Annotated in this window: 28 protein-coding genes; 10 read left to right on the forward strand and 18 right to left on the reverse strand. The window is 39.7% G+C overall.

The features are described 5' to 3' along the window. Positions 1-28 precede the first annotated feature (28 nt). Positions 29-391, reverse strand: a complete 363-nt coding sequence (locus EDD57_RS15140) for a Rha family transcriptional regulator (protein ID WP_131848810.1) — start codon at positions 389-391, stop codon at positions 29-31. Positions 392-406: 15 nt separating this feature from the next. Next, complete coding sequence (locus EDD57_RS07340; protein WP_131848811.1) at positions 407-1,120, reverse strand: Rha family transcriptional regulator; 714 nt, start codon at positions 1,118-1,120, stop codon at positions 407-409. A 372-nt stretch (positions 1,121-1,492) separates the two neighbouring features. On the opposite strand from EDD57_RS07340, the gene EDD57_RS07345 reads away from it, so the two are divergent. Continuing rightward, a complete protein-coding gene (locus EDD57_RS07345; protein ID WP_131848812.1) occupies positions 1,493-2,329 on the forward strand; it encodes a hypothetical protein in 837 nt (278 codons plus the stop codon). A 174-nt stretch (positions 2,330-2,503) separates the two neighbouring features. Here the strand turns inward: EDD57_RS07345 and EDD57_RS07350 are convergent, their stop codons facing one another. Further along, the gene (locus tag EDD57_RS07350) at positions 2,504-3,052 is read right to left on the reverse strand and encodes a tyrosine-type recombinase/integrase (protein ID WP_131848855.1); all 549 of its coding nucleotides are present in this window, start codon (positions 3,050-3,052) and stop codon (positions 2,504-2,506) included. Positions 3,053-3,272: 220 nt separating this feature from the next. On the opposite strand from EDD57_RS07350, the gene EDD57_RS07355 reads away from it, so the two are divergent. After that, positions 3,273-4,145, forward strand: coding sequence for a replication/maintenance protein RepL (locus EDD57_RS07355; protein ID WP_131848813.1), 873 nt, complete (start codon positions 3,273-3,275; stop codon positions 4,143-4,145). 934 nt (positions 4,146-5,079) lie between these two features. On the opposite strand, the gene EDD57_RS07360 is transcribed toward EDD57_RS07355, so the two are convergent. Both EDD57_RS07360 and EDD57_RS07365 read right to left on the reverse strand, forming a co-directional pair. Beyond that, positions 5,080-6,225: a hypothetical protein gene (locus tag EDD57_RS07360; RefSeq protein WP_131848814.1), complete on the reverse strand. Its 1,146-nt coding sequence runs from the start codon at positions 6,223-6,225 to the stop codon at positions 5,080-5,082. Between the two features lie 31 nt (positions 6,226-6,256). Beyond that, a complete protein-coding gene (locus EDD57_RS07365) occupies positions 6,257-7,666 on the reverse strand; it encodes a ParB N-terminal domain-containing protein (protein WP_165873706.1) in 1,410 nt (469 codons plus the stop codon). Between the two features lie 441 nt (positions 7,667-8,107). Between EDD57_RS07365 and EDD57_RS14945 the strand changes: the two genes are divergently transcribed. Next, on the forward strand, positions 8,108-8,236 hold the full coding sequence (locus EDD57_RS14945; RefSeq protein WP_279388945.1) for a hypothetical protein: 129 nt from the start codon (positions 8,108-8,110) through the stop codon (positions 8,234-8,236). A gap of 13 nt (positions 8,237-8,249) precedes the next feature. Here the strand turns inward: EDD57_RS14945 and EDD57_RS07370 are convergent, their stop codons facing one another. From EDD57_RS07370 to EDD57_RS07380, 3 genes are all read right to left on the reverse strand, one after another. Further along, positions 8,250-9,728, reverse strand: a complete 1,479-nt coding sequence (locus EDD57_RS07370) for a recombinase family protein (RefSeq protein ID WP_131848816.1) — start codon at positions 9,726-9,728, stop codon at positions 8,250-8,252. A 68-nt stretch (positions 9,729-9,796) separates the two neighbouring features. Then, complete coding sequence (locus tag EDD57_RS07375) at positions 9,797-10,141, reverse strand: HAD family hydrolase (RefSeq protein ID WP_131848817.1); 345 nt, start codon at positions 10,139-10,141, stop codon at positions 9,797-9,799. 38 nt (positions 10,142-10,179) lie between these two features. Further along, on the reverse strand, positions 10,180-10,614 hold the full coding sequence (locus EDD57_RS07380) for a DUF86 domain-containing protein (RefSeq protein WP_131848818.1): 435 nt from the start codon (positions 10,612-10,614) through the stop codon (positions 10,180-10,182). Between the two features lie 207 nt (positions 10,615-10,821). On the opposite strand from EDD57_RS07380, the gene EDD57_RS07385 reads away from it, so the two are divergent. From EDD57_RS07385 to EDD57_RS07400, 5 genes are all read left to right on the forward strand, one after another. After that, the gene (locus EDD57_RS07385) at positions 10,822-11,586 is read left to right on the forward strand and encodes a TSUP family transporter (RefSeq protein WP_131848819.1); all 765 of its coding nucleotides are present in this window, start codon (positions 10,822-10,824) and stop codon (positions 11,584-11,586) included. Between the two features lie 198 nt (positions 11,587-11,784). Beyond that, positions 11,785-11,916 carry a hypothetical protein gene (locus EDD57_RS14950; RefSeq protein WP_279388946.1) on the forward strand — a complete coding sequence of 44 codons (132 nt, stop codon included), beginning with the start codon at positions 11,785-11,787 and terminating at the stop codon, positions 11,914-11,916. Between the two features lie 463 nt (positions 11,917-12,379). After that, positions 12,380-13,378, forward strand: coding sequence for an alpha-helical endospore appendage domain-containing protein (locus tag EDD57_RS07390; protein ID WP_131848820.1), 999 nt, complete (start codon positions 12,380-12,382; stop codon positions 13,376-13,378). Between the two features lie 211 nt (positions 13,379-13,589). Beyond that, positions 13,590-14,231: a MerR family transcriptional regulator gene (locus EDD57_RS07395; protein ID WP_165873707.1), complete on the forward strand. Its 642-nt coding sequence runs from the start codon at positions 13,590-13,592 to the stop codon at positions 14,229-14,231. Between the two features lie 69 nt (positions 14,232-14,300). After that, entirely contained in the window at positions 14,301-14,570 is a 270-nt protein-coding gene (locus tag EDD57_RS07400) for a DUF3055 domain-containing protein (RefSeq protein WP_131848856.1), read from the forward strand. Positions 14,571-14,681: 111 nt separating this feature from the next. On the opposite strand, the gene EDD57_RS07405 is transcribed toward EDD57_RS07400, so the two are convergent. Continuing rightward, entirely contained in the window at positions 14,682-15,008 is a 327-nt protein-coding gene (locus tag EDD57_RS07405) for a YutD family protein (RefSeq protein ID WP_243649480.1), read from the reverse strand. A 49-nt stretch (positions 15,009-15,057) separates the two neighbouring features. Then, positions 15,058-15,963, reverse strand: coding sequence for a lipoyl synthase (gene lipA, locus EDD57_RS07410; protein ID WP_243649481.1), 906 nt, complete (start codon positions 15,961-15,963; stop codon positions 15,058-15,060). A gap of 212 nt (positions 15,964-16,175) precedes the next feature. Here lipA and EDD57_RS07415 point away from each other — a divergent pair, with 212 nt between their 5' ends. Further along, the gene (locus EDD57_RS07415; RefSeq protein ID WP_131848822.1) at positions 16,176-17,201 is read left to right on the forward strand and encodes a M23 family metallopeptidase; all 1,026 of its coding nucleotides are present in this window, start codon (positions 16,176-16,178) and stop codon (positions 17,199-17,201) included. Between the two features lie 65 nt (positions 17,202-17,266). On the opposite strand, the gene EDD57_RS07420 is transcribed toward EDD57_RS07415, so the two are convergent. Further along, positions 17,267-17,500 (reverse strand): glutaredoxin family protein, encoded by a 234-nt coding sequence (locus EDD57_RS07420; protein WP_131848823.1) that lies wholly within the window; start codon positions 17,498-17,500, stop codon positions 17,267-17,269. 83 nt (positions 17,501-17,583) lie between these two features. On the opposite strand from EDD57_RS07420, the gene EDD57_RS07425 reads away from it, so the two are divergent. Beyond that, positions 17,584-19,347 (forward strand): menaquinone biosynthesis decarboxylase, encoded by a 1,764-nt coding sequence (locus EDD57_RS07425; RefSeq protein ID WP_131848824.1) that lies wholly within the window; start codon positions 17,584-17,586, stop codon positions 19,345-19,347. Positions 19,348-19,379: 32 nt separating this feature from the next. On the opposite strand, the gene yunB is transcribed toward EDD57_RS07425, so the two are convergent. The 7 genes from yunB to EDD57_RS07460 form a co-directional block, all read right to left on the reverse strand. Further along, entirely contained in the window at positions 19,380-20,108 is a 729-nt protein-coding gene (gene yunB / locus EDD57_RS07430; RefSeq protein ID WP_131848825.1) for a sporulation protein YunB, read from the reverse strand. A 57-nt stretch (positions 20,109-20,165) separates the two neighbouring features. Further along, the gene (locus EDD57_RS07435) at positions 20,166-20,771 is read right to left on the reverse strand and encodes a GNAT family N-acetyltransferase (protein WP_131848826.1); all 606 of its coding nucleotides are present in this window, start codon (positions 20,769-20,771) and stop codon (positions 20,166-20,168) included. Positions 20,772-20,834: 63 nt separating this feature from the next. Then, positions 20,835-21,413 (reverse strand): isoprenylcysteine carboxyl methyltransferase family protein, encoded by a 579-nt coding sequence (locus EDD57_RS07440; RefSeq protein WP_131848827.1) that lies wholly within the window; start codon positions 21,411-21,413, stop codon positions 20,835-20,837. Continuing rightward, positions 21,410-22,576 carry a type III polyketide synthase gene (locus tag EDD57_RS07445; RefSeq protein ID WP_131848828.1) on the reverse strand — a complete coding sequence of 389 codons (1,167 nt, stop codon included), beginning with the start codon at positions 22,574-22,576 and terminating at the stop codon, positions 21,410-21,412. The genes EDD57_RS07440 and EDD57_RS07445 overlap by 4 nt, the downstream gene beginning before the upstream one ends. Before the next feature lie 101 nt (positions 22,577-22,677). Beyond that, entirely contained in the window at positions 22,678-23,385 is a 708-nt protein-coding gene (locus EDD57_RS07450) for a response regulator (RefSeq protein ID WP_131848829.1), read from the reverse strand. After that, positions 23,354-24,244: a sensor histidine kinase gene (locus EDD57_RS07455; RefSeq protein WP_243649485.1), complete on the reverse strand. Its 891-nt coding sequence runs from the start codon at positions 24,242-24,244 to the stop codon at positions 23,354-23,356. Before EDD57_RS07455 ends, EDD57_RS07450 begins: the two co-directional genes overlap by 32 nt. A 185-nt stretch (positions 24,245-24,429) precedes the next feature. Continuing rightward, on the reverse strand, positions 24,430-24,711 hold the full coding sequence (locus EDD57_RS07460) for a hypothetical protein (RefSeq protein ID WP_131848831.1): 282 nt from the start codon (positions 24,709-24,711) through the stop codon (positions 24,430-24,432). Between the last annotated feature and the right edge of the window lie 30 nt (positions 24,712-24,741).

Consider the following 24,741-nt stretch of genomic DNA (forward strand, 5'->3'; position numbering starts at 1 on the left):
AGCTTCTAATTTTGTCTCAAACGAATACTTAGTCATGAAAAAGCACCTCCAACTGTTGGATTGTATTTCGTGTCCAACAATTGGGGTGCAGTTCAATTACGAGAAACATAAGCCCGTCTTTTGTAAGAAGATATTTCTTGTACACTTTCCTTCTATTATTCATATAATCTGACTCCCCAAAGTTGAGTAGTGCAAAATTGGGGCTGCAATCTAGGTTTCTAATATCTCTTATAACATGATCATGACGCTTTCTAAATATCTTGGCTACCATAAGAGAATCAACCATAATTTCCTTATCTTCGATAAATGATAACTGGCTGTTGTTATCATTGTTGTCCATTAAAATCATCCTCTTCCGTTTGAATAAAGAAGGGATGGTCACATAAACCATCCTTTTCAATTACTACTAACAAGCTGGCAGTATCTCTTTCCCCTTCAAGAAATCATACAAGAACGATCTCCCTAGCTGTGTCCACCGCATTAACGTGGTTCCTTGTTCGTAGGTCACGTAATCGACATATCCCTTACCGACATATCTATCGTACAAGTGCCATTTACCACCTTGCTTATATTGAATACCATAGGATTGTAGCAATTTATTAAATTGTATAGCCGTCATATCGAAATCCTTTGCAATTGTCGTTACCGTAAGCAGTTCTTTCGATCTAAGGACCTTATCATGAAATTCCACCTTCGGAGCTTGTTCGGTTATCTTAGTTTCTAGCAACATGCGATCCTTTTCCAAATCAGCAGCGAGTCGCAATGCTTCGTGCAATGTGGAAGGAACATGGAAACCACCACTTTTGATGAGTTGTTCCATACGGTCAAATTCTCCAATGTAACGTTCTTTCATGATAGCTGCCTTTTCCCCTCGGTAGCCCATCACAAGGAACATAAGTCCGTTTTTGGTAAGGTGGTATTTTTTCTGTGATCGTCCTGCTGAATCCTTATAGTAGATACATCCAAAATTGGATGCATTGAAATCTGAGCTACAATCGAGTGATTCAATGTCACGAGTAACATGAAAGTGTTGCTTCTCAAACACTTCAGCCACCATTAAAGAATCCGTAACCACCTTCTCATTCTCGATAAATACTAGTTGGCTGTTGTTGTTGTCCATTAAAAATCATCCTCTTCTATTTTTGTTTGAGATAACTGAACATAATTTTCCTAAGCGCATCACCCCATCAAAAGAGGACATAGAAGATTATCCCCTCTGTTTGATTTATGCTTAATCCTTCCTACTTACATAAGCGTAGAGGTCAGAAGGAAGGAGACCTAAAAGAGATTATTTTTTCATTTTCCATTGCTTCGGCTTTGTTGTTCGGGTGAACTACTACCAATCTCCCTCCTACGTTTTAGTGAAATCCCTTTTATTAGCGCATTGATACTAAAAAGGAGGACACTTCTTGTACATAAAAATGAGTGTAAACATTTCATGATTGGGTATAAGATTCGTATATTAGTGAATCGAGAGGATAGAGTCATTTAAATGAAATGGATAAAATGGACAACCGTAGGTATGCTGATGATTTTTGCCTTAGTATCTCTTTGCTCATTCGCATTATGGTATTATCCGAAATGGTTCAAACATAGCTCGGAGTTAGATGCAGGAGTTGTCACAGGAATCGTCAGTATTGTCGTGTTGGTCGGAACCATCGGGGTAACGATTGCCGTTAATACGCAGACTCAACGTATGGCACTAAAAATGAATCAAGAGAACCAACAGCTTCAATTGAAGATAAACCAAGAAAGCCAGCAACTTCAGTTGAAACTAAGTCAAGAAAATCAACAGCTTCAGCTAAAAATTCAGGAAATGAATATAGAAGCTATGCGGTTTCAAGCGAGGGCGACGTTACGAGATGAGGTTCTAAAACAACGATTCCCTGCCTATCGAAATTTTTTGGAGATCTTGGATGATTTCGGTGTTTTATTGGTATCTATATTTAACAATATAAATAATACAGAAATTTCTATCGAAGAAGAATCAGATTGGATAACCATGTATAAAAAAATAATTACAGCATTAGATTTGGAACGTAATAATGGTTGTTTCTATTATTCATCTGATACTTGGATGGAAATTCAACATTTGATAACGAATGCGAGATGCTTGAGAGATCGTTTTTTCGATGTTATTGAAGTAGATGGAGAAAGCTACAACAGATTTAAAAAAGACAATACTAGTGAATCAAAAGAACTCATTACTAATATCAAAAATTTAATTGATAAAGCATTGGAAACTGCTAATTTCATTGCAGAAGAATTTACTTTAGATGAAATTGAACAAGATATTGGCTCCCTTAAGAGTCATGAAATTGATATGTAACCCTATATGTTCCTCAAGATTGAGAACCACAGACTTGTAGGCACTACCCGAGTTCAAAAATATATTACGTAACCACTACCCACTAGTCGCAACCCTACCAGAGGGGGGCTTTGGGGGCTAACGAAAAATGACGGATTCCTTTTAATTAGGAGTCCGTCTTTCGTTGTTGTGCATCTATAGCTTGAATGACAATAAATCATTTTCAATCTCTTCATTCGTAATTCCAATGTATCTTAAAGTGATCGAAGGATGCGAATGATTCAAGATCATCTGTAACTTTGCTACGTCCTTAGTCTGCTTGTAGTACCAGTAACCGAACGTCTTCCTCATCGTATGAGTGCCGATAGATTCCACCTCTGCCATGTCTGCCGCCTTCTGCAATCGTTTGTATGCTTGGGATGTGGTAATAGGATTATCACCTTTACGACTAGGGAATAACCACTTAGAATCTATATCCTTTATGTAGGCTTGTATCTCATCGTATATATTATCTAGCTGGATCGTTCGTGTCTTCTTCGTCTTCCCTTCAAGGACTAGGACACGTTTCTTTTTACGTACATCTGATACCTTGAGCTTTAGTAAGTCACCACAACGTAATCCCGTATTGATCCCTATGACGAATAGTATATAATCCCGTTCACTACAAAACTTCCGTAAAGCCCATTTCATATCATCTATCTTTTGCAAATCTCGTATTGGTTGCACATCTTGAATTTGATTCAGCGAACAATCTCCCATCCTCTAAACTCCTTTGAAATAGCTATTTTGAATGCACGCTTTTCTCACACATCCATAGCTTATCGGGTTATTTGGTATACGGCAATAGATTTAACGAAATGAATTCTCGCTTATTTATAAAAGAGAGTATTTATTAATGTCCTGATTATCCCCTTTTACACGCTTAGTAAAGTGTATAACTCATTTTACGAAAGCAGGGGATTACATGGACAAGAATAGTTATATTGATTTAGGGACAGGCGAGGTGAAATCCAAACGGGAATATAAGCTACAGAATATCAAGCAATCCCAAGAATACAAGAAGATGCTTAAAAGAGAGGAATATAGAGATCGACAACGGTCACGTAAGTGGATTGCTTGCTTCCATCAGCCGATACAGAAGCTATCAGAGGTGCTAGAGTTACATGAGTTAGGAGTGGTCATGAATCTACTACCGTATACGAAATTCAAAGGGAACGGAAAATTAGTTAAAGATGGGGAGGTAATGCGAATTGCTGATATTAGAGAGGTGATCGGCAGAACAAAGAGGTCTACCATTACGATCATGAACAAGCTAGAGGGATTAAACGTTATCTTGAAGCGAAAGGAACGAAACCGAAACATCTACTCATTAAATCCGCACTATCATTCTATAGGGAAATTACTTCATAGTGATCCGTTTACGAAGGTCTATCAACTTGCAGCAAGAAAAATGTTGCGGAATCTAACACTTAAACAAGCAGGAATCCTGTATAAGATACTACCTCACTTCCACTACCAGACGTATTATCTCGCACATAACCCAAACGAAGCTGACCTTAACGAAATTAAGCATATGAATCAAAGAGAATTGGCACAGGCGATCCATGAAGACGTTAGGACACTTCGTACCCATATGAAAGCCCTACAGAGCGAAGGGTTCATCATGATACAGAAGTTGTCTAACACGGATGCCTTCATAGTTAATCCCGATATTATGTTTCGAAAGGATGTCGAGGATGAATATACGGATGTTGTTCGAGAACAATTCTATAGGTTACAACTCAAGAGATCTCAAGAGCTAGATGTTCAGCTATCTGCCGTAACTAGCGGAAAATAATTGCACCAAAACCCCCTATCTTGCGGAAAATAACTGCACCATTCAAAACAGCTAAATCCCTTGGTATCAAAGGTCTGATGATGGTTTAGTGGGGAAAAAGACTCTTTATCTTCTATTACTATTAAGGTTACGTCCACTACTTATAAGAACATAAATACTAGGCTATCGCCTGCAAACCTATTCGGTGTTGCAATTACTAAGTGACTACATTGCTAATCATTTTCATCATCAACATGGAACTAAGTAATCAAATATAACCGGAGCCTGCCTTTTAGGCGACGGTAATCACTTCATCTTTTGTTTAAGGTTTCATATCGAATCTAAAGAACCATGTAAAGCAAACATGACATGGATTAACTTACTAACAAATACTAAATAACAAGACCTACAAGATTACGATGTCAAAGAACAACATCGTTAGTATTGGATTATACACTTGATCTTGTTAGTTGAATGAAACGGTATAGGTGCACTACTTGAGTTCAGATAGAAAGAGCGATATGGATGCTATATGAAAGAATCCGTCCATCACCGCTCATATCTCTTCTTATCTGGCGCATCCAACTGTGGATGTATCGATTTGCCCTCGATAGTAGCTTTGATTCAATGCGCTCAAATTTGGGGAGTCAGATTTTGGTCTATTCGATAACAAAAAATACCCCTTGAGTTTGGAGAGCGCCTTCCATATCTCTAAGGGAGTGATTGTGAAAACTTACTTTTAGTAAGCCAATGTATATGTTTAAGATGGATAACAATTACCATGTATATCAGTTCGATCAAGTTGTACAGTAGATCTACGGTGCTTCCGTTCATTGTTTACATTATCATTTACTACGATGATAGGATGATCTTTTCTGAACAAAATTAACCCCTAATCGCTAGAGTCGCCTAGTAAATTAGGGGTTCCAAAATTATAAAATTAACCGGTTACTAATCAATCTTCTGACGAAAGTATATCCTTTTTAAATTCATCCGAAATGACTAATTCCTTAACCGCATCAAATTTAGTAATCAAATCCACCTCAGCAAACATAGCATCTACTTCTTTCTTTGGTTTGCTGGATAACTTACTGTACAACACTTCTGCACCAATGACCTTCTTTATAGCAAGGTCCATTGATTCTTTTAATTCCTTGTTTAACAGACGCTTAATTGCATTGAAATAGATGACCTTGCATTCAGGAAGATATTGTAGTATTTGAGTGGTATCTTTCAATCTAGAATTAAAAGTATCCACTTTCATAGAGGAAAAAATCTCACTCAGAAAATTAATGATATACTTGTTAATTTCCTTAGTCGACAATTGATGTTGATCGAGTAAAGGTTTTCCGATTTTTGTGATGATACTCGTTACGTAATGTAATGGAATCGATAACCCATTGTACTTCGAGTATTTAGCACTATCCAGATCAAGTATAATTGGAGTGTTCTTTGATTCCTTTAAATACTCAATAATATCCGCATACTCATTGTGTATAAAGAAAAACTCTCTTCCAGGCGAAACCGGTTCGCTCTTCCCTAAATCTAGCAGGCATCGCTTACTGTAATTTCCATCTAAGTCGATGTAAATATCTACTGTGAAAGAGATGTCTTGAAATTTTTGCTTAATCTGTTCATACAGGGCTTTTCTGGAGCGATTACTCACCGTACTAATTTTCTCTTTCAACATCTGGAAAAAGTTATCCGAAGCAACTTTTCGATGCCCTCCATCACGAATACTGAAAATGTGTTTAATGATCGGGATACGTAGCACGCCATTTTGAAAAATATCTTTTTCTGTCAAACCGCTTTCCTTTAAATTCATATTCAGAACGAAGCTAGATTGGAATGGAACTTCATAGTCCTCTCCTACTTCCTTCGTGAAAATACGAAGATAGTTTTTGGCGATTTGTTCCGCTCTTTCCTCTTTAACCGCTCTCTGTGCTGTTTTGTTTGAGAACAACTCAAGGTTTTGATCGTTTAACATATCATAATTAAATGTAGTTGTATAACGATTACCGTAAGGTGTTGGTGTAACGAGAGCAAAGAATTCAAGATATCTCTCAACTTGGTTTTGTGTGTCTGATGTATTTGCGATCATGTCATTCATTCTCCTTGTTGTGTAAATTAGCTTAGGATTGACCAAATTTTTCAATCTCTTCAACAACCTTTGGCTTGTCTAATTGATTGAAGCAAATAAATAGTACCTTACTGTACTTGCTAACCGCATCTTGGATACGATTCCTACCACCGGCATCATAGATATCACCCTTTGAGTCAATCCATGTACGATAATCTGCCTGTTCGGCTTCTGATGACAGATTAAATGTTTCTGAAAAATGGATAACTCGATGCTTGGGTTTAGACTTCTCATTCTTAATTACTTGGATCACACTTTGGGACGTTTTAGCATCTTCTAATCTTGGAGGGCTAGTATTATACTCCCTCATGTACTTAGCCATTCTCTTTTTCTCTTCCTCTGCCCTAATTCTTTTTTCCTCAGCTTCAATCGCCCTTCTTTGTCCCTCAGCCTGCTTCTTATGTAGTTGTTCTAAGCGCTGTCTCTCCAGCTTAGCTCTCTTTTCCTCTTCTAGGCGTCGTTGTTTGGCTTGCCTTTCTAACTCCTCTTGTTTACGCAGTAAGGCTTTTCTCTCTTCTTCTTCCTTAGCTTTTTTCATTTGTTGTAATAATAACTGCCGTTGCTTTGCCGCCTCCTCTTCTCGTTTTTTTCTCTCTTCTTCTCTTTTACGTAACAATTCTGCTTGTTTTGCTTGTTCTTCTGCCAACTTTTGAAGTCGCTCTTCTTCACGCTTTCGTAATTTTTCTTGCTCTTTTCTTCGTGCTTCTTCTACACGTAGATTAGTAAGATACTTGTTGTACTCGATTTCTAAGTTAGCAGCAGCAGTATTAGGGTTTTTATTTTGTTCCCGAACTACATTTACAAAACGATACTGCCATTCTTTCGGCATCTTAGAAAGAGAGAGGTAGGTAGCATTTCTAATCTTCATTTGCTCTTTTACATGCCATTTAACCAATATTTTCAGTACACTTGGATCTACATTAAGTACAGTTTCCAAGTAATTAAGATAATCCTTTTCAGATACTTTTAGCCTATCGATCAAGGGCTTATATGTTTGCCTATCACGCAAATAAGCCTCCATTTCTTCTGACTCAGTGCTGTCTTGTTTCCTTAAAGCCTTCACCGAGAGTTTAATCTTACGAACAATTTGTTGAGCCCTTTCGGGAAACAGCAAGGTTTGTCTAACTAGATTTTCGTCAATCTGTTCAATATCATTTTTAACAGAGTTTACTTCTGTATAAATGACTGGAACTTTTTCATAACCAAGCTCACCTAAAGCAGTAAGCCTATGAAGTCCAGCAACCAATTCACCATCATGTGTAATAGTAATAGGATTTTTTAACCCTATCTCTTCAATACTGACTTTTAATTGCTCGACAATAACAGGATTTAGTTCTTGGTATCGTGTACCGAATGTTACCTGTTCAATAGGAACTTCAACAATCTTAGTCGAATACGACACAATCAAAATCCCCCATTCTGATAATCCATCCCCCTGGGAAAATGGAAAAGTAATTTGATACTGGTATTATTGGTTTGGAAATTTAGTTTCATACATGTTTTCTAAAATAAAAAGATAAAATGAAACACGTTTACAATAGGACTTTACAAGACAAAAAAAGACGGTAGCTCGTAGCTTCCGTCCCTACTGTCGTTTTGTAATACGTAATATCGTATTCCAGACAATTGACACCATAGTGCTAAAGATCAGGGTTGTTTCTAAATAAAAAGGGAATACAAGTACCACTGGTTCTCTAGACGTTACAAGAGATAGTTTATTACTGATTTCTTTATTACTACCATGTCAGGTCTACCTAGCATGGCTCCACTTAACATGAATGAAACTAAATGTCCTCTTTCGATAAGCCCGAACGCTTATATAAGGGAAAGGGGACAGAGATAAATGAAAAAATACCCAACTCCCATCGTCATCGAAAGAAATGAACTCGATATTGACCGAATAGCAGATGCCATGATCCACTTACTAGAGGAAATGAAAAGGAGTATTGATCAAAGAAAAGAGACGGCATAAAAACCATCTCTTTTTATCTGTATACAATTTCGATTATTGGTTGATCTGCACCTTTTTCGTAGGTATAGTTGATTCTTTCAATTACTCTTGAATAAAAAAGGTTCCTATCTTCATCTGGGAGATCAAAGAAATGTGGTTGAAGTAACTCGTCAAAAGCTTCTAAGAGACTTCTACTGCTCTTTATCTCTACGTCTGTGTTGCTGCTATTTCGCAGAACTTCTATCTGTTCTTTCGTACTTTTTATCTGTTCTTCATAATCTCTTTTTCTACGTACGTATTCCTCTCGACTAAATAAATCATCATCCAAATACATATCTGTAAGCTTGTCAGCCCGTTTTATTAGATTTTCATTTTTTCGAGAAAGGGTCTTGATCTGTTTTTGCACATCCCTCTCTCTTTTCTTGACTTCACCTTCATTTGACTCTAATTGTTCAATCCTTTTGCGAATATCATCACGTTTGGCTATTAGACTACTAAATACTGCTTCTTCAAATTCTGGAAGCGGATAGGATCGATTATGACACATTCTTTCGTTTAGGTAATTATAGTGCAAACAATTACGCATGATTACTCTGGTTCTCTTTTTACTTACTCTTTTCTGAATATTAACCGAGTACCCACATTGCCCACACCGAACAAGTCCTGACAGGGAATACTTCCGTGCTCTTGCCGCAGTTCCTCTAGTAGACATAGCTCCCATAATTTCCTGTGCTTTATTAAATATCGACTCTGAAATCAATGGTTCATGAGCATCCTTGATGATAATAGTTTCATTGTCAAATGTACGTTTAATTACACCAATATAGCATACATTTTTTATCATCCTATCTATTGATCGTTGATAAAATAATTCACCTGTCGCTGTCCTATAGCCACGTTTATTCAAATTGACTGCAACATTACGTAAACTTCCACATTTGATGTATTCATCAAAAACATACCGAACGATATGAGCCTTTTCTTCATCTACTGCTAATTTCTTTTTCTTCGAATCATATTTATAACCTATTGGTGCGGTTCCTCCTATCCAAAAACCTCGTCGTGTATTTTCAACTTGTCCTCGTCTAAGTCGTTCTTTGATCTTCTTATACTCACTATCCGCTAAAACAGCAAGTAGATTAGATACTAGTTCATCTTTCGTAAAATCAATAACACCTCTGTCTGGAGTAACAAAGAATGTGTTTGTTAGGATAAATTGCTGTTTGATCTGAATAGTATCTGCTATATCCCGAGATAGTCGATCTTGATCAATACAGACCATCGCATCGTAATTATCCAGATTCTCCAATAGCTTAGAAAAAATAGGGCGACCTTTTATTGTTGCTGCACTTCCTATTTCTCTATGTATCTCGTATTTCCATGCTTTTTCCGCCACATATCGTGTCAATATCCGCTCATGGTTAGTTAGAACTTCTTTAGAGTCTATTCCTTCATCTCTTGACCTTCTCAAGTAAATTGCTACGAATTTTATTTCATTGATAGAATCTTCCATATATAATCAGCCTTTCTTTAATGGATTCTACCAATGATTATACATTAAAAGGGACATTTACGGACGCTCTATTCTCGATCTGTCACCGTCATCCCAACCTCTGTCAGCGCATGACGTAAGCCTTCTTCACCTACTACAAGCACCCTGGATCGCGGATGGTTCTTTTGTACATACTGTGCTGTTGCCATAGCCGATGTGTACACTTGTTCCGGCGTGGCAGGAAGTCCAAAGCTCCTTAGATGTTCCGCTACTTGCTCAGGAAGACGAGATGAGTTATTCGTTAGATACAGATATGGAATGTTTTGTTCCACTAATCGTTTCATAAAGTGGACAGCCCCTGGAATGACCTCACTTCCTCGATATAACGTACCATCTAAATCAATCAAATACCCTTGATAACGTTTCTGATTCATCCTTTATTACCCCTATCCAACTAACCTTCTCCATGCTACTATTCAATATTTCCTTTTTCTCTCTCTACCTGCAAGAATGTTTGAACTTGACGGTCAAATTGAATCATCACTTGGCATTGCTCTGTAACAATGGCAAGTTCATCTGCCTGAACGTCGGTATAATGTCGTACCAAGCGATCACGTAATAAAATCCATTGCTTCCATACAGAACCGACAGATGGCTCTATCACTTTTTCATCTTCCATGATGTCAACAATATCGAGATAGCCGCCTGGATCCCGCATGATAAAGTCATCGATGATCGTATTTCCTACATCAATCATGCACTCCACCGCGAGATGAGCCATTCGCTCTAATGCAAAACGTTCCATCGTATCTTGACTTCTTACCTGTAACCCCGAAGCCAGCGAATAACAGACGCGTAACATCTCTAACTGCTCTTCAATTCTTGAGAGGTTTAGTTTATATAACATAGTTATCCCTTTCCTTGTTCACCCTTATCCATTCCATTATAAACGATTCAGTCTTATCGAAACCACATCTAGGAAAATTGCGTTCATATCCTTATGAATCAAATAAAAAACCCATCTAAACAATAACCATTCAAATTTGACATGTAAAAAAGCGTGTCTTAATGTAAATATATATATTCTAATTGAATTCATAGACTGGAGAAACATATGGATAACATCAGTATCGAAATGTTGATCTTTTTAGTAGGAGCAGGGTTTCTAGCAGCTTTTATTGACTCAGTAGTCGGAGGCGGTGGTCTCATCTCCATACCAGCCCTTCTATTTACAGGTCTGCCACCTACTATCGCCTTAGGAACCAATAAACTAGCTAGCACCATGGGGGCATTAACCAGCACCATTTCTTTTATGAGATCCGGAAAAGTGAATCAAAAACTAGTGATGAAGCTGTTTCCCTTATCCGTGGTGGGTTCAGCCCTTGGCGTGTATATCGTTCAACTAGTCCCCTCCGCATTCCTGAAGCCACTTATCCTAGTTCTATTAATTTGCGTCACTATTTACTCCATCATGAAAAAAGATTGGGGCATGACCTCCACCTTTACCTCCATGACCCTCAAGTTAGCTATTTTTATCGCCACAGCCACTTTTATCATCGGGTTTTATGATGGCTTTCTCGGTGCAGGCACAGGCTCCTTCTTACTATTTGCCTTTCTGATCATGGGATTTGACTTCGTTGAATCCGCTGGAAACGCAAAGGCCTTAAACTTTGGAAGTAACCTAGCTGCCCTAGCCACCTTTATTCTATTTGACTCTGTCCATTTCACCTATGGCCTCTCTATGGGAGCCGCCATGGTTCTCGGAGCGATCGTCGGTTCGAAAGTAGCCATTCAAAAGGGAGCAGCTTATGTAAAGATATTATTTATTAGCGTCTCTATCTTGATGATTAGTAAAAGCGTGTGGGATTACTTTCATTAATTTGCTGATCCATTGCATGATATTAAATTAGAAAAACTATTCCAATATGTTTCCTATATTTAAAAGAGGGTACCTACACCTATGTGTGTTAAACACAATTATCTTTCATGAGGTGATCCAGATGAAACAAATCATGTTTACCTACAAGTCCTTAGCTCTTCTAAATAACCCTTACAACCATCATAAGGAGGAATTTTTGTGACTATCTTAGCGAAACTAAAGTCATTTCTTGAATGTGCTGACTTCATGATTCACAAGCCAAAGAAAACACTAAACGTGACTCACTCACAAGATTTTATCGAAGTCATGTTAAACCGCAACATTAGATAAGAGAAGTTGGATAAACAACACTTCTATGAAAAATAAGCATCCCTAGCCCAAACCGTCACTAGAGATGCTTATTTCAATTTAATAACTTGCTCCTCTTACGTATCCCTTTATTCGATAGGTAGAAGTAAAAAGTTAAAAATAAGGACCTTAATCAACCAAAGACATATAAAACAAAAAGAGTGATCCACCTATCATGATGATCATAACGCAATACCACCTTACTCTATTTTATCAACTATATCAGATACAAATTCCTTCTATCCTATAACTTAATCAGCCCTCACTTCTGACTGCCTTTACTAATAATCAAATTCCCCATATATAACATATAATTGTGAAAAAATTAACTAGTTCGTCAAGAAATTGGAAAGCTCCTGACTTATTCATTGAAAAAAATGTTTATACACTTTTTGTTTTCGAGCATAAGCTAGATAAGAAAATGAATTGTCAGGAGGTGAGTAATATGTCTTATCCCAATATACCGAATGTAAGCCCTAATATTACTGTGACTCGAGATGATGCGATTAATTTGCTTTTATCTTCTATTGCTCTAGAGGAACTAGGATTGAGTCATATTATTAATGCAGAAGGGGAGAAATTGCAGTACGTACTTGGGACACTCCCCGGTATTTCGTCAGCGCTAAATCCCTCGCTTACAGATCTTTTAGTAATCAATGAAAGTGTTCGGGATACCATTAATGTGATAGCTAAGAAAGAATGGATCTTGAACGAAAAGTTAGAGAATATCTTAGATGGTGCTGGACCGAGCGTAGGCACACAAGGACCACAAGGGCCAGCAGGACCGCCAGGTACTCCAGGGCTCCCAGGTACTCCAGGGCTTCCAGGTACTCCAGGACTTCCAGGTACTCCAGGTACCCAAGGACTAGCAGGACCGCCGGGACCAGCAGGGCTAATAGGACCACCGGGCACAGCAGGCACACCAGGTACTCAGGGCACACAAGGACCAAGAGGGCCGATAGGGCCAATAGGGCCAATAGCACCGGTTATAATCCCTAGTATGGCATTTCTTGCTCTAAGTACTCTTGCAACTATAAATAGCAAAGAAGCTATTCCTTTTGATACCAGTTTAATTCTACAAGGTGCCGATATAAGTTTTGTTCCCCCGAGCTCTAGTATAGGTCTGCAACCAGGACTTTACTTAGTAGAGTACAACGCGACTACAGAAGGCTTTTCCGTAACAGAACCAATTTCAAGTACAACTCCGCCGACAGTTGGTTTGCGATTAGGTGGGAATGAAATTGTTTTAAGCAGATCAGGATCTAGTGCTTTAGCAGATATTGTTACGTTGTCCGGAGGAGCAATCATTTCAGTTGATGATATTTCAGACCTAGAATTAATTAATACAAATACAGGGGTAGGCGGATTATTCGGATTAATTAATTCGATTGGAAGTGGGAATGCGGTTCCAGCTGCTAACATCAGGATCCTTAAACTCGATTAATTTCATATCATGTTAACTGCTGGTATATAAGGTGAAAATGTTAGAAGTAAGGGAGCTAACCAAGAAATTGGGAAGCTCCCTTAAACGTGGGAGTTGCAAATCATGAAAAACAACTTTTCTGTCAACTCTTGACTTCCTTTGTCAACAAGGAGGATTCCTATTTTTCAAAGAGAAATGATACCTAACAAGAAAAATGTTAGGAGGATCTTCATTGATCAATCAAAAGGAATTCCTCACTACTCGGGAAGTTTCGGAGCACCTCCAAGTCCATGCGAGGACGATTCGTAAGTGGATTGATGTATTTGAAGACTATATTGGTCCCGATCTAAATGAGCGCGGACACTATATCCTATCTGAAGATAGTTTAGAGCGATTAATGGACATTAAAGAGCGTCTTGCGGTGCCGAATCAATCGATGAAGCAGGTTCGTGAAGATCTTAAATTTGAAGGGAAGTTAACGATCCCAGCAACTGCGGCCTCTGTTTCCCAAGAGGATTCCACTTCTTTACCAAATGTTACGCAAGAAAAGACTATGCAAAAAGTCATGTCGACGATGAATCAGATGGGCGATTTGATGGAAGAATTATTTGAGCGAATGGATCGTATGGAAGACCATATGTATACCATCTTTGAGACATTTGAAGATATGGAGCACAAGTTAGTCTCACTCAACCTAGACCGCATATCAGGGAACGATGTTCATCAGATGTTTGATGAGATCCGGAAAAAGCAAGATCAACTAAAGCTTGAACTACGAAATGTTCATTTTACACAAAAGTTATCTGCCGCTGCTAGCGAACAACCCGTGGTTCCAAAGAGGCAGAAGAGAGGAAAATTTCTCTTTTTCTTCTAAGGCTTGCAAACTTCGATTCCTACGGTATAATGGGGCAAGAATCCACACAGTGAAGGAGATAGCACCATGATGTTGGATGACTTCATGCACCTATATGATGATACGGTAAAAACAAACACGCGTTTTGTCGGATTTATGGGCGAGACGGTCCGGTTTGATCTCGTTATCATGAGAACGGATCGATTTTATGGGAAAATGGTCGTTATGGATATCCAATCCAGTAAGTTTGCCATTATCGGAAAAGATGATTTAGAAGAAGAAGGTTATCTTGAGTTTGCCTTTGGCATTAGTGCAGAGTCCGCCGAGGAATTAAAGTTCTTTTTAGAACAAACTTTTTAAGGAAAACACGATCCGTACGTACATAGCGTATTGATTTTATTTTTTTATATAAAGAAGATCCCCCTTTTCAACACGGAAGGGGGATCTTCTTTATCTTTTCTGTTTAACCTTTTACACCACGGTGTCTGATTCGGTTGTTTTTGCCCTTACATCGTCTTGTGTAAATTTCTTTTGCAGAATAAAGTAAGAACAACCAAAGTTACAGTATTCATTTAAATACTCTTCGAGATAACTGATACTTGTATCAGCCGTTGCCCTTATATGGTCATCGTGAAAAAATCCTTTTAATCGCAGTTGACCATATCCCCAATCTCCTACAATAAAATCGTACTTACTTAAGATCTCGCTGTAACGTTTTTTAAATACCTCTGGATTCCAACCTTCTTTGTAATCCATGACCACTTCAAAGGGTAATCCCTGAATTTCCACGATTTCCATAGAGATCCATCAACCTCAATCTTTTTTTCTGGCACGATCCCAGATATCCTTATTGAGCTAGGCGCTCTTCCGTCGTTTTTTGATGTCCTTTTACTTGCTCGTGAGCATGGTAGGAACTACGTACGAGCGGCCCTGATTCCACGTGTGAAAAGCCAAGTTCCATGCCGTACTCTTTCCACTCCGCAAATTCTTCAGGTGTATAGTACTTCTCAATTTTGATATGTTTCTTGGTAGGTTGCAAATATTGACCGATCGTCAAAATATTTACATCATGATCACGTAAATCATGCATGGTTTCTTTTACTTCTTCGTACGTCTCGCCCACACCTACCATGATGCTGGATTTCGTTGGGATATCCGGTTGCATTTCTTTGGCACGCTTTAGTAGTTCGAGTGTCCGGTCGTATTTGGCCTTGGATCGAACACGATCTGAACGTCTGCGAACGGTCTCAATGTTATGGTTAAGAATATCTGGCCTCGCATCCATCACGACTTGCAGGGCATCCCAATTCCCCATGAAATCAGGAATCAACACTTCGACACTCGTGAGTGGATTTTTGGCACGAACTGCTTTAATCGTAGCAGCAAAGATTCCTGCACCGCCATCCTTTAGATCATCTCGTGCTACCGATGTGATAACCGCATGACGCACTCTCATCTGCTGAACTGCTTCTGCTACACGTTCTGGTTCTGCTAAATCTAATTCCGTAGGTAGTCCCGTCTTCACTGCACAAAAACGACAAGCACGTGTGCAGATATCACCCAAAATCATGAAAGTAGCAGTACCGTTGGCCCAGCACTCATAGATATTTGGACAGCGTGCTTCCTCACATACAGTATGGAGCGTCTTACTGCGCATCATCCGCTTTAACTCCTGGTAGTTCTCACCTGTACTTAATTTAACTTTTAGCCATTCGGGCTTACGCTCTTTTCCATCCACACGTTCCGTCGTCACCGACTACTCCTCCTCTATATCAACAAATGCTAGCAATCCGTTTTGGAGATGAAACTTTTCTTGTCTTCTTATCTTACCACATTTACCCTCAAAAAATTGAATGTGCTAAAAGAGGAATTGCTCCATTCATGAAAACAGCAAGAGAGATGTTTAATTTCAGCAAAACATGACAGACTAACAAACAGAATATGGCTTAGAAATGGGGTGGTAGAATGAAGGAAACTACCATAAGCAAGAAGGTTGGTACTTTATGTATTTGGCTCATCATTTTTTCTCTTCTTACGTATCCAATCGAAGGATTTGCCTATAATTCCGAACCTGAACATGCAAAAAAAATAGCTCTCTTTCGTTCCGTAGAATCTCTAACCGGACTGCCATGGGAGTATTTAGCTGCTATGGATCAATACGAACAGAATATCCAAAAGAAAGATACGAAGCCATTGCCTAATCGGATTACGTCCATCCAGGTTATCGATTCCAAATGGTCCGGCTTGTCGAATCCAGACTTACATAGCTCAAACCCTACTAGCATTCAATTCTTTCAGGGCATAGGACGTGATGGAAATGGGGACGGGATCGTCGATTCGGGAAACGATCAAGATGTTCTCTATTCCGTGGCCATCTTGCTAAGTAGCTCCGGGAATAGCGAGGATCAAATTCGAGAGCAACTTTGGAAATACTATCAACAACCTAGCGCCGTTGACGTTATTACGCATATCGCACGCCTCTATCAGAAACATCAAACTCTTCAATTGGATGCTAGCTCGTTCCCCATCCCTCTCCAATATAACTATACATATAGGGGAACGTGGGGGGCCAATCGAGGCTGGGGAGGCCGTCGCATCCATGAAGGAACGGATATATTCGCTGATTATGGAACCCCCGTGCTAAGTACGTGCTACGGATATGTGGAACTAGTGGGTTGGAATGTGTTTGGTGGTTGGCGAATTGGAATTCGAGATGCACAAAATCGATACCACTACTTTGCCCATCTGAAAGGGTTTCGAAAAGGGTTAAAGAAAGGAGATCTCGTCACTCCAGGGGAAGTTCTGGGAGCAGTAGGATCTTCTGGTTATGGCCCACCTGGTACCTCTGGAAAATTTCCGCCTCATCTTCATTACGGAGTGTATAAGTTTAACGGAAGCCGCAATTACTCTTTTGATCCTTTTCCCCTTCTAAAAAAATGGGAGAAAGAGGCACGAATCAAGAAAAGAGCCAATAAAAAGAAGAAGCATTAGAAAACACAAACGGAGCCCTTCCTTGTTAGTTGATCTAACATAGAAGGGCTCCGTCACATCACAGTCTAATATCTCCGCCCAAGCATGGCTAAAATTGCATCAGGCTGCAAACCTGGAATCGCTTTTCCCTTGATAACGGTAACAGGTACTCCAAGGAATCCCATACTTTTCACTTCATCAATATATTTAGGGTTCTTACTTAAGTCACGAACCACAAAGTCAATTTGATAATCACGCAAGAAACGCTTTAACACATTGCACTCTGGACAATGTGGCTTCGAATATACAATTACGCTCATATAAGAAACTCCTTTTCTCTCATATACTAATACTATATCATAGGTACTACATAGAAAAATCATGACAATCAGGAGAGATTCCATTGCATAAAAATCTACGTTCCTTTTTGGATCAACTTCGCCAGGAAAGAGATCTGGTAGAGATTACAGCACCCGTCGATCCCAAACTTGAACTTGCAGAAATCCATAGACGCGTCATCGATGAAGAAGGACCTGCTTTATTATTTACCAATGTAAAAGGAAGTCAATTCCCCGTCGTCACAAACCTTTTTGGCACCATCCGTAGGGTTAACTTAGCATTTGGAACTCGTCCAGAGGAATTAATGAAAAAAGTAGTGGAACTTACCCATACGATGCTTCCGCCTTCTCCATCAGCCCTTTGGAAAGAGCGAAAAGTCCTCCAAGATTTATTAAAAGTCGGACTAAAAACCGTTTCCGAAAGCCAAGCTCCTGCTCTGGCTTCCAAGCAAATGCAAGTAAATCTAAACGAACTACCTGTCCTTACCTCTTGGCAAGAAGACGGGGGTCCTTTTTTCACTTTACCTCTTGTGTATACTGAGCATCCCGAAACGGGACAACATAATCTGGGAATGTACCGCATGCAGGTGTATGATGCGTGCACAACGGGGATGCACTGGCAAATCCATAAAGGTGGCGGATTCCATCACTTTGAAGCGGAAAAGCGGGGCCAAGATCTACCCGTGCGCATGTTTCTAGGTGGACCTCCAGCTTTAATTGCTTCTGCCATCGCTCCCGTTCCTGAATTTTTACCAGAATTACTTCTTACTTCTTTAATTGTAGGTGAAAAATTACCGGTTGTTCGTCCTGCAGATGGTGGTTATCCGATTATTGCAGAAGCCGAATTTGTACTCTCAGGATTAGTTACTGCCCATGAACGCAGATTAGAAGGGCCTTTTGGAGATCATTACGGATACTACTCGTTAGCGCACGACTTCCCAGTCTTCCACATCAAATCCGTTCATCACCGTACCGATGCCATTTATCCAGCTACCATCGTAGGGAAGCCAAAGCAAGAAGATTATTACTTAGGAGATTTCCTCCAACGTCTTCTTTCGCCTGCATTCCCGATGGCTATGCCAGGTGTGCGTGATTTGTGGACCTATGCGGAGACGGGCTTCCATCCATTAGCGGCTGCTGTGGTGCGAGAAAGCTATAAACGCGAAGCTCTAGCTAATGCATTCCGCATCTTGGGCGAAGGTCAGCTAACACTGACAAAATTCCTGATTGTCACGGATCAAGCTGTCGATTTAGGCAACTTTACTCAACTATTTGAAGCCGTAATGGAACGTTTTGACCCACAGACCGATTTATTCATTTTTAACAATACTTCAATGGATACATTGGACTATACAGGTCGCCGTTTCAATCATGGAAGTAAGGCGGTCTTAGTTGGAACCGGAGATCCTGTCAGAAACTTACCATCTGAGTATCACGGACCTGATATGAAAGGGATCCATGATGTAGCTGTCTACTGTAGAGGCGCGCTAGTACTCCAAGCAGATGCCTACGAGGCAAATCCAGATCTTCCAAATATCTTACTGAAACATTATGGAGATCAGTTGCAAGATTGGTGTTTCCTTTTCCTCGTAGACGACATAGAGGCGGCATCTGATCAAACTTCCTTCTTGTGGACAGCATTTACTCGATTTGATCCAGCATATGATATTTATGCCAAAGCGGAACTTGTCCGCCACCATTCGAGCTATCAATGTCCGATTATCATTGATGCGCGAATGAAGCCCGGATATCCGGATGAACTTGAGCCATTACCTGAAATCAAAGAGTTAGTAGATAAACGTTGGAAAGAGTATTTTCCTTCTAGATAACTATATTGAAAACGAGCATCGATCAAAGGGGATCAATGCTCGTTTTTCTTTTCGATAGGTGGCAGAGCAGGTTGGTTTCCGCTTGGTTTAGAATCATCAGAGTTATAGTAGTAGCTTGGCACTTCACCTACTACCATAGTTTGGGCAATTGGATAGGAAGTAGTAAATGGAATCATATCTTTATTAAATGGAACAATGATTCCTAATTCGGTTTGTACCACCAGATTCACGGTGATGAGGACCATATTAATCCCTTGTGATTCAAGTTTTGGCTCTAAGCTAATTTTCGCAGATCCTTCCTGCCACATTTGCACAGGAATATCCGGTCCGTAGTCTGCGAACATCGTAGATTGCATCACTTGACCTAAGGAGATTTCAATCGGTTTATCCTTTAGATGCGCCATCGATTTTTCAATTTCCTTCGCAGTATTCGTATAAATTTTGGCTTGAATGAGGGGTTCTAGTTGAACAGAAACAATTCTGCCGTCCTCTGCTTTTTGAACCTGTATGAGCTTATTTAACTCTTCTCCCATATGAACTTGCTGTTCAATCCCCTTGGTAATCGCAGATTGAGCTTCCTTCTTCACCTCTGTAACCGCAATGTGCATCAGGACAGGATCAATATTTTGTTCAACCGTCCATAAGACCGGAATGAGGATGAGTAGCACGATGATCACAATGGAAATCCATTTATTTCGTGCAAAACGAAACGAAACGTTCCAAGATTTACGCATCGGACGTCTCGACAGACGAGGCATCATCTCCCACCTCTCTAACTACTTAAGCAAGCGATAAAATTCGATAATTATATATAGTGTCTATCCATTCATTCTAGTACTGATTAAAAAAGGGTTTTTGGCCTCTGCCCATTCTTCCCTCAATATACCCATCTTGATCGAATCAAAATACTTCCCTTCCACAATTCTGGCCTTCCGAATTCGACCTTCTTCGATCATTCCCATTTTTTTGGCTAAGCCAATCATTCTCTCATTTCCTGACCATGTAGAGATACCCACACGTGCTACATCCATATTTTCAAATATATAATCTACCCACATCTGAAATGCCTCTGTACCATAACCTCCAGACCAAAAGTTGGAATCAAATATAACAATCCCACTGTCCAACCAATTCGTACTTTGATCTATCCAATACCAACCAACTGTTCCAATCAGCTTATGATTCACGATGATAGCTAGTTTAGCTCGAACCTGTTTCGTTTCCGTGACATCTAAAAGAGATCGATAACCTTCTATAAATTCCCCTAAAGACTTTTCCTCTATAGGATGGTAGGGAGCATTCCAGTTAAGATGCTCTCGATTATCAGCTAAATATGTCCAATAATACATTTTTTCTACATCTTCCAACGATATATCTTTCAGGTTAACTTTATTTCCTCGTAATATCACTCTATTCTCGGACATTCCATCACCTTATTTCATTATTTTAGGGGGATCTAATAGATCCCCCATATCTCATATTTTAACTCAAGACGGCTCCTGATCCCAACGGGAAAATAGGCCGCCTGTATATTCCATTTCTTCTTCGTTTAAGCTTAGACTCACTTCTTTTAATGCCTTCTCTTCCATCGGAATACGTAGTAAGACCAACACGAGTATATTGACGAAAGTCATCACAATACAGGTTACGTAAGCGCCAAAGAGAAGCGGAAACACTAAGAATTCCGTCACAACCGCTACATAGTTAGGATGCCTCATGTACTGATAAGGCCCTTTTCGTTCAATAGGCGTATTCGGTAAAACCCAGATCCTTGTATTCCAGAGCCGCCCCAAAGAACGGATCGACCAATATCGTAAAGCTTGTACTCCTATAAACAGGAGAAAAGGAATCCACCACCAAGTGGGAGGGGTAGCATGATACAAAAACATTTCAATGAGAATCCCTAGAAAAAACAACACATGAACACCTACTAGAAGTGGATAATGCTCTCGCCCTACTTCTTGACCACCTCGTCGCCTCATCCATTCTCCATTTTGTTTTGCAACTCCTACCTCCCAGATCCTTTGGAGCACAACCAAAGACCAGAGAATCAGTGTCCATTTCATGTAAGCTCAACCTCCCAATCAGGAAAGTGCCTCTGATATTGAGAGTTCCGGTTCGGAACATGATCAGGTTGTGCCAACTGACTCTCTTGCTGAACCGGGAGCCATTCTACTAGTAAAAACTCTGCGCTAAACCCAGGACCCATTGCTAATAAGATGCCTTTTTCTTGCGATTGATGCTGGTTTTGCATTTCACGTTGTAATACAAACAGGACTGTTACAGAAGACATATTTCCGAAATCACTTAGAATCTCGGAAGCAGAGGCAAAGGATTCTGCCGGCAATCCTGTGATCTCCTCGTAAGCTTGTAACACTTTTTTACCACCCGGATGAGCAATCCATCTTTGTACATCGTCGCATGAAAGACCATGATTTTGTAGATAGGATCGCAAAACAGGGCCAACTTCTTTTTTGACCAACGTTGGAATTTCTTTCGAAAAAACAACCTTTAGACCGTCATCCTCTATGTCCCATCCCATTACATCTAAGGAATCAGGGAAAACACGACTCTGAGATGAATGATAGTGCAAATATGTATCTTGGGGAACACGAATCGGCACTTCACTTCCTGTAACTAACACTGCCGCCGCTCCATCTGCAAACAGAGAAGTGGCCACTATATTGCTTTTAGAACGATCATTCTTACGGAAAGTAAGCCCGCATAACTCCACTGCTACCAGCAATATCTTCTCATCGGGACACGCCCTTGCAAACTCCAATGCTCGTGTTAAGCCAACTACACCACCCGCACAGCCTAATCCCCAGATAGGAGTTCTCTTGATATGCGGATTCATATTTAATCGATGAACGAGGTGCGCATCAATACTAGGAGTTGCTAGTCCTGTGGTCGATACAAAGACTAAGTGGTCGATTTCACGAATGTGATAACCACTCTGAGCCAGACATCGAAGAATCGCTTCTTCACCTAATTGACACGCCATCTCTATATAGATTTGATTCCTCTCTGCAAAGGTATGATCCTCCTGGAACCATTCTAACGGCTGACTCATTCTACGTTGTTGGATAGCGGTGTTTTCAAAGATAGATAAGTATCGATCAATGCGCTCCACAGAGTCTGAAAAAGTATGTTCCACATAGGATTTTACATCTGATTGTTTCAATATATGGGGAGGAACAGCAGTTCCTACAGCAACAATACGTGACATCTTATCCTCCTCAGGTCATTTTTCTATATCATTCCCACTCAAATTGGAAACATGTAGAAAAAATAGAACCTATAAGGAAAAGATGTATCAATCGTTCACAATCACATGCTATCTACTTTCATCCCATATCTACGCTCAGGTCGACCAATCGTTCCATATGCTAGATCTGCCCGAAGTCTCTCTGTCGAAACTAAGTATTCGAGATAACGCCTTGCCGTGGTTCTACTCGCTCCTAGTTTTCTCCCTACTTGTTCAGCCGTCAATCCAGACTCTCCATTGCCTAACACAACCCTCTCTACTTTTTCAAGTGTCATCGGGTCAATCCCTTTAGGAAGTGACATCGTATGAGACCCCTCTAACTCCTCTCGTACTCCCCGATGGATGAGATAATCCACTTCCTCTTGGCCCATTACTTTCATCGAATGAATAAACTGCATACGTTCTTTATATTTATCCAAACTCTGTCTAAAACGATCCAGAGTGATCGGCTTCACTAGATAATCAAACACTCCACCACGCAGAGCTTCTTGAACGATCCCCGTTTCCCCAGTAGCAGTCATCATGATAATATCTATGTTTTGATAGGTCTTTCTGATATACCATACTAAATCACTTCCTGATATATCCGGAAGACATACATCCAAAAGAACCAACTGTGGTCTCATCACCTCAAGGTACTCTTTTGCTTCTTCTCCAGAGCACGCAATCGCTACTAATTTGAACCCTTTCATTTTCTCCAAAAAACGCCGATTAATCTCCGCAACTCGCCGATCATCCTCAATAATTAACACTTCTATCAAGTCTCTCATCCCCTTTCAATGGTAGAGTAATGGCAAATAGAGAGCCATTCCAATCCCCTCTCTCTACCAGCACAGTACCACCTTGCTCCTCTACAATTTGTTTTACTTTCCACAATCCAAAACCACGTTTTCCAGAATGCGTGATCTCTTTTGTAGAAAATCCTTTTTCAAAGATAAACGGAACCATCTCTTCTGTAATTCCGAAGCCATTATCTTCAATCTCTAAAACCAGTGTATCTTCTATACATTCCATATAAATTCGTATCTTTCTCTCACCCTGCACCTTTTGCAATTCTTCCAATGCATTTAAAACCAAATTACCAAATAACGAAATAAATGATGTTATATTTAGAATATTTATATGTTCAGGAATATACGTATCGGGATCCATCTGCAATGCTACTTTCATTTCGCTTGCATGATTGTAATACCCAATTAGGATAGCAGATACTCTTTTATCTTTCACTTTTTTCGTCCATGCCAACATTTGATCCTGATGAAGCTGAGATTCTTGTTGAATAAGTGATATTGCCTCATCATACGATTGCAGCTGAATCAAGCCGGAAATCGCATAAAGAGTATTTTGAAACTCGTGTGTTTTGGCCCTCATTGACTCCATATATTCATGAACCCCAGATAATTCTTTATGCAATTCATTATGAATGCGTCTTTTTATATACCTGAACAGTTTGATCGTAGCAATCCATTCGATCGACAAAATCCCCATGGGGACCCCAATCATCCATCCAACATTGATTTCTCTATGCTCCCAATAAAGAAAGAGGATACCCACAGAGATCGCTAACATGTTGATCATACTAATCCAAAGAATTACCTTAGTCCGTAATGTCCAGCACCGCCTGAGCACCAAACCGGTACCTCCTTCGTTGTAGTATCAGAAATGATAAATAGTTACACTATTTAAATAACGTGATTCTATTAAATTTACTTGGTAAACATTTTACCTCATATATCAAAAAAATGGCTATCATTTTGACCACCCATTTGTAAAAAAAATCAGGAGCCTATTGCAAGCTCCCGATTTTTATCATGCTAACTCCATATCTTGAAGCGCATCAGCAAATAGCGAAATCCCCCTACCAGTACCGCAAATATAAGAGCATCTAACAAAGAAAACTGATCAGATGCCCATATAACCGTAAAAGCTGCCACTCCCCAAGCAAGCGGAATGATAAAGGGCCTTATGAAATAACTTATGATACACAAAAAGATGATACTCATGACCGCCACTGCGTTCCCATATGCAAAGCCCATAAAGTAACTAATAAGAAAGATCTCAAGGAAAGGACCTATTGTTTTTATTAGCTGTTTCACTTCTCCACCACCCCAAACTGATGTCTGTGA

The sequence above is a fragment of the Baia soyae genome (genome assembly GCF_004341445.1).
Lineage (GTDB): Bacteria > Bacillota > Bacilli > Thermoactinomycetales > Thermoactinomycetaceae > Baia > Baia soyae.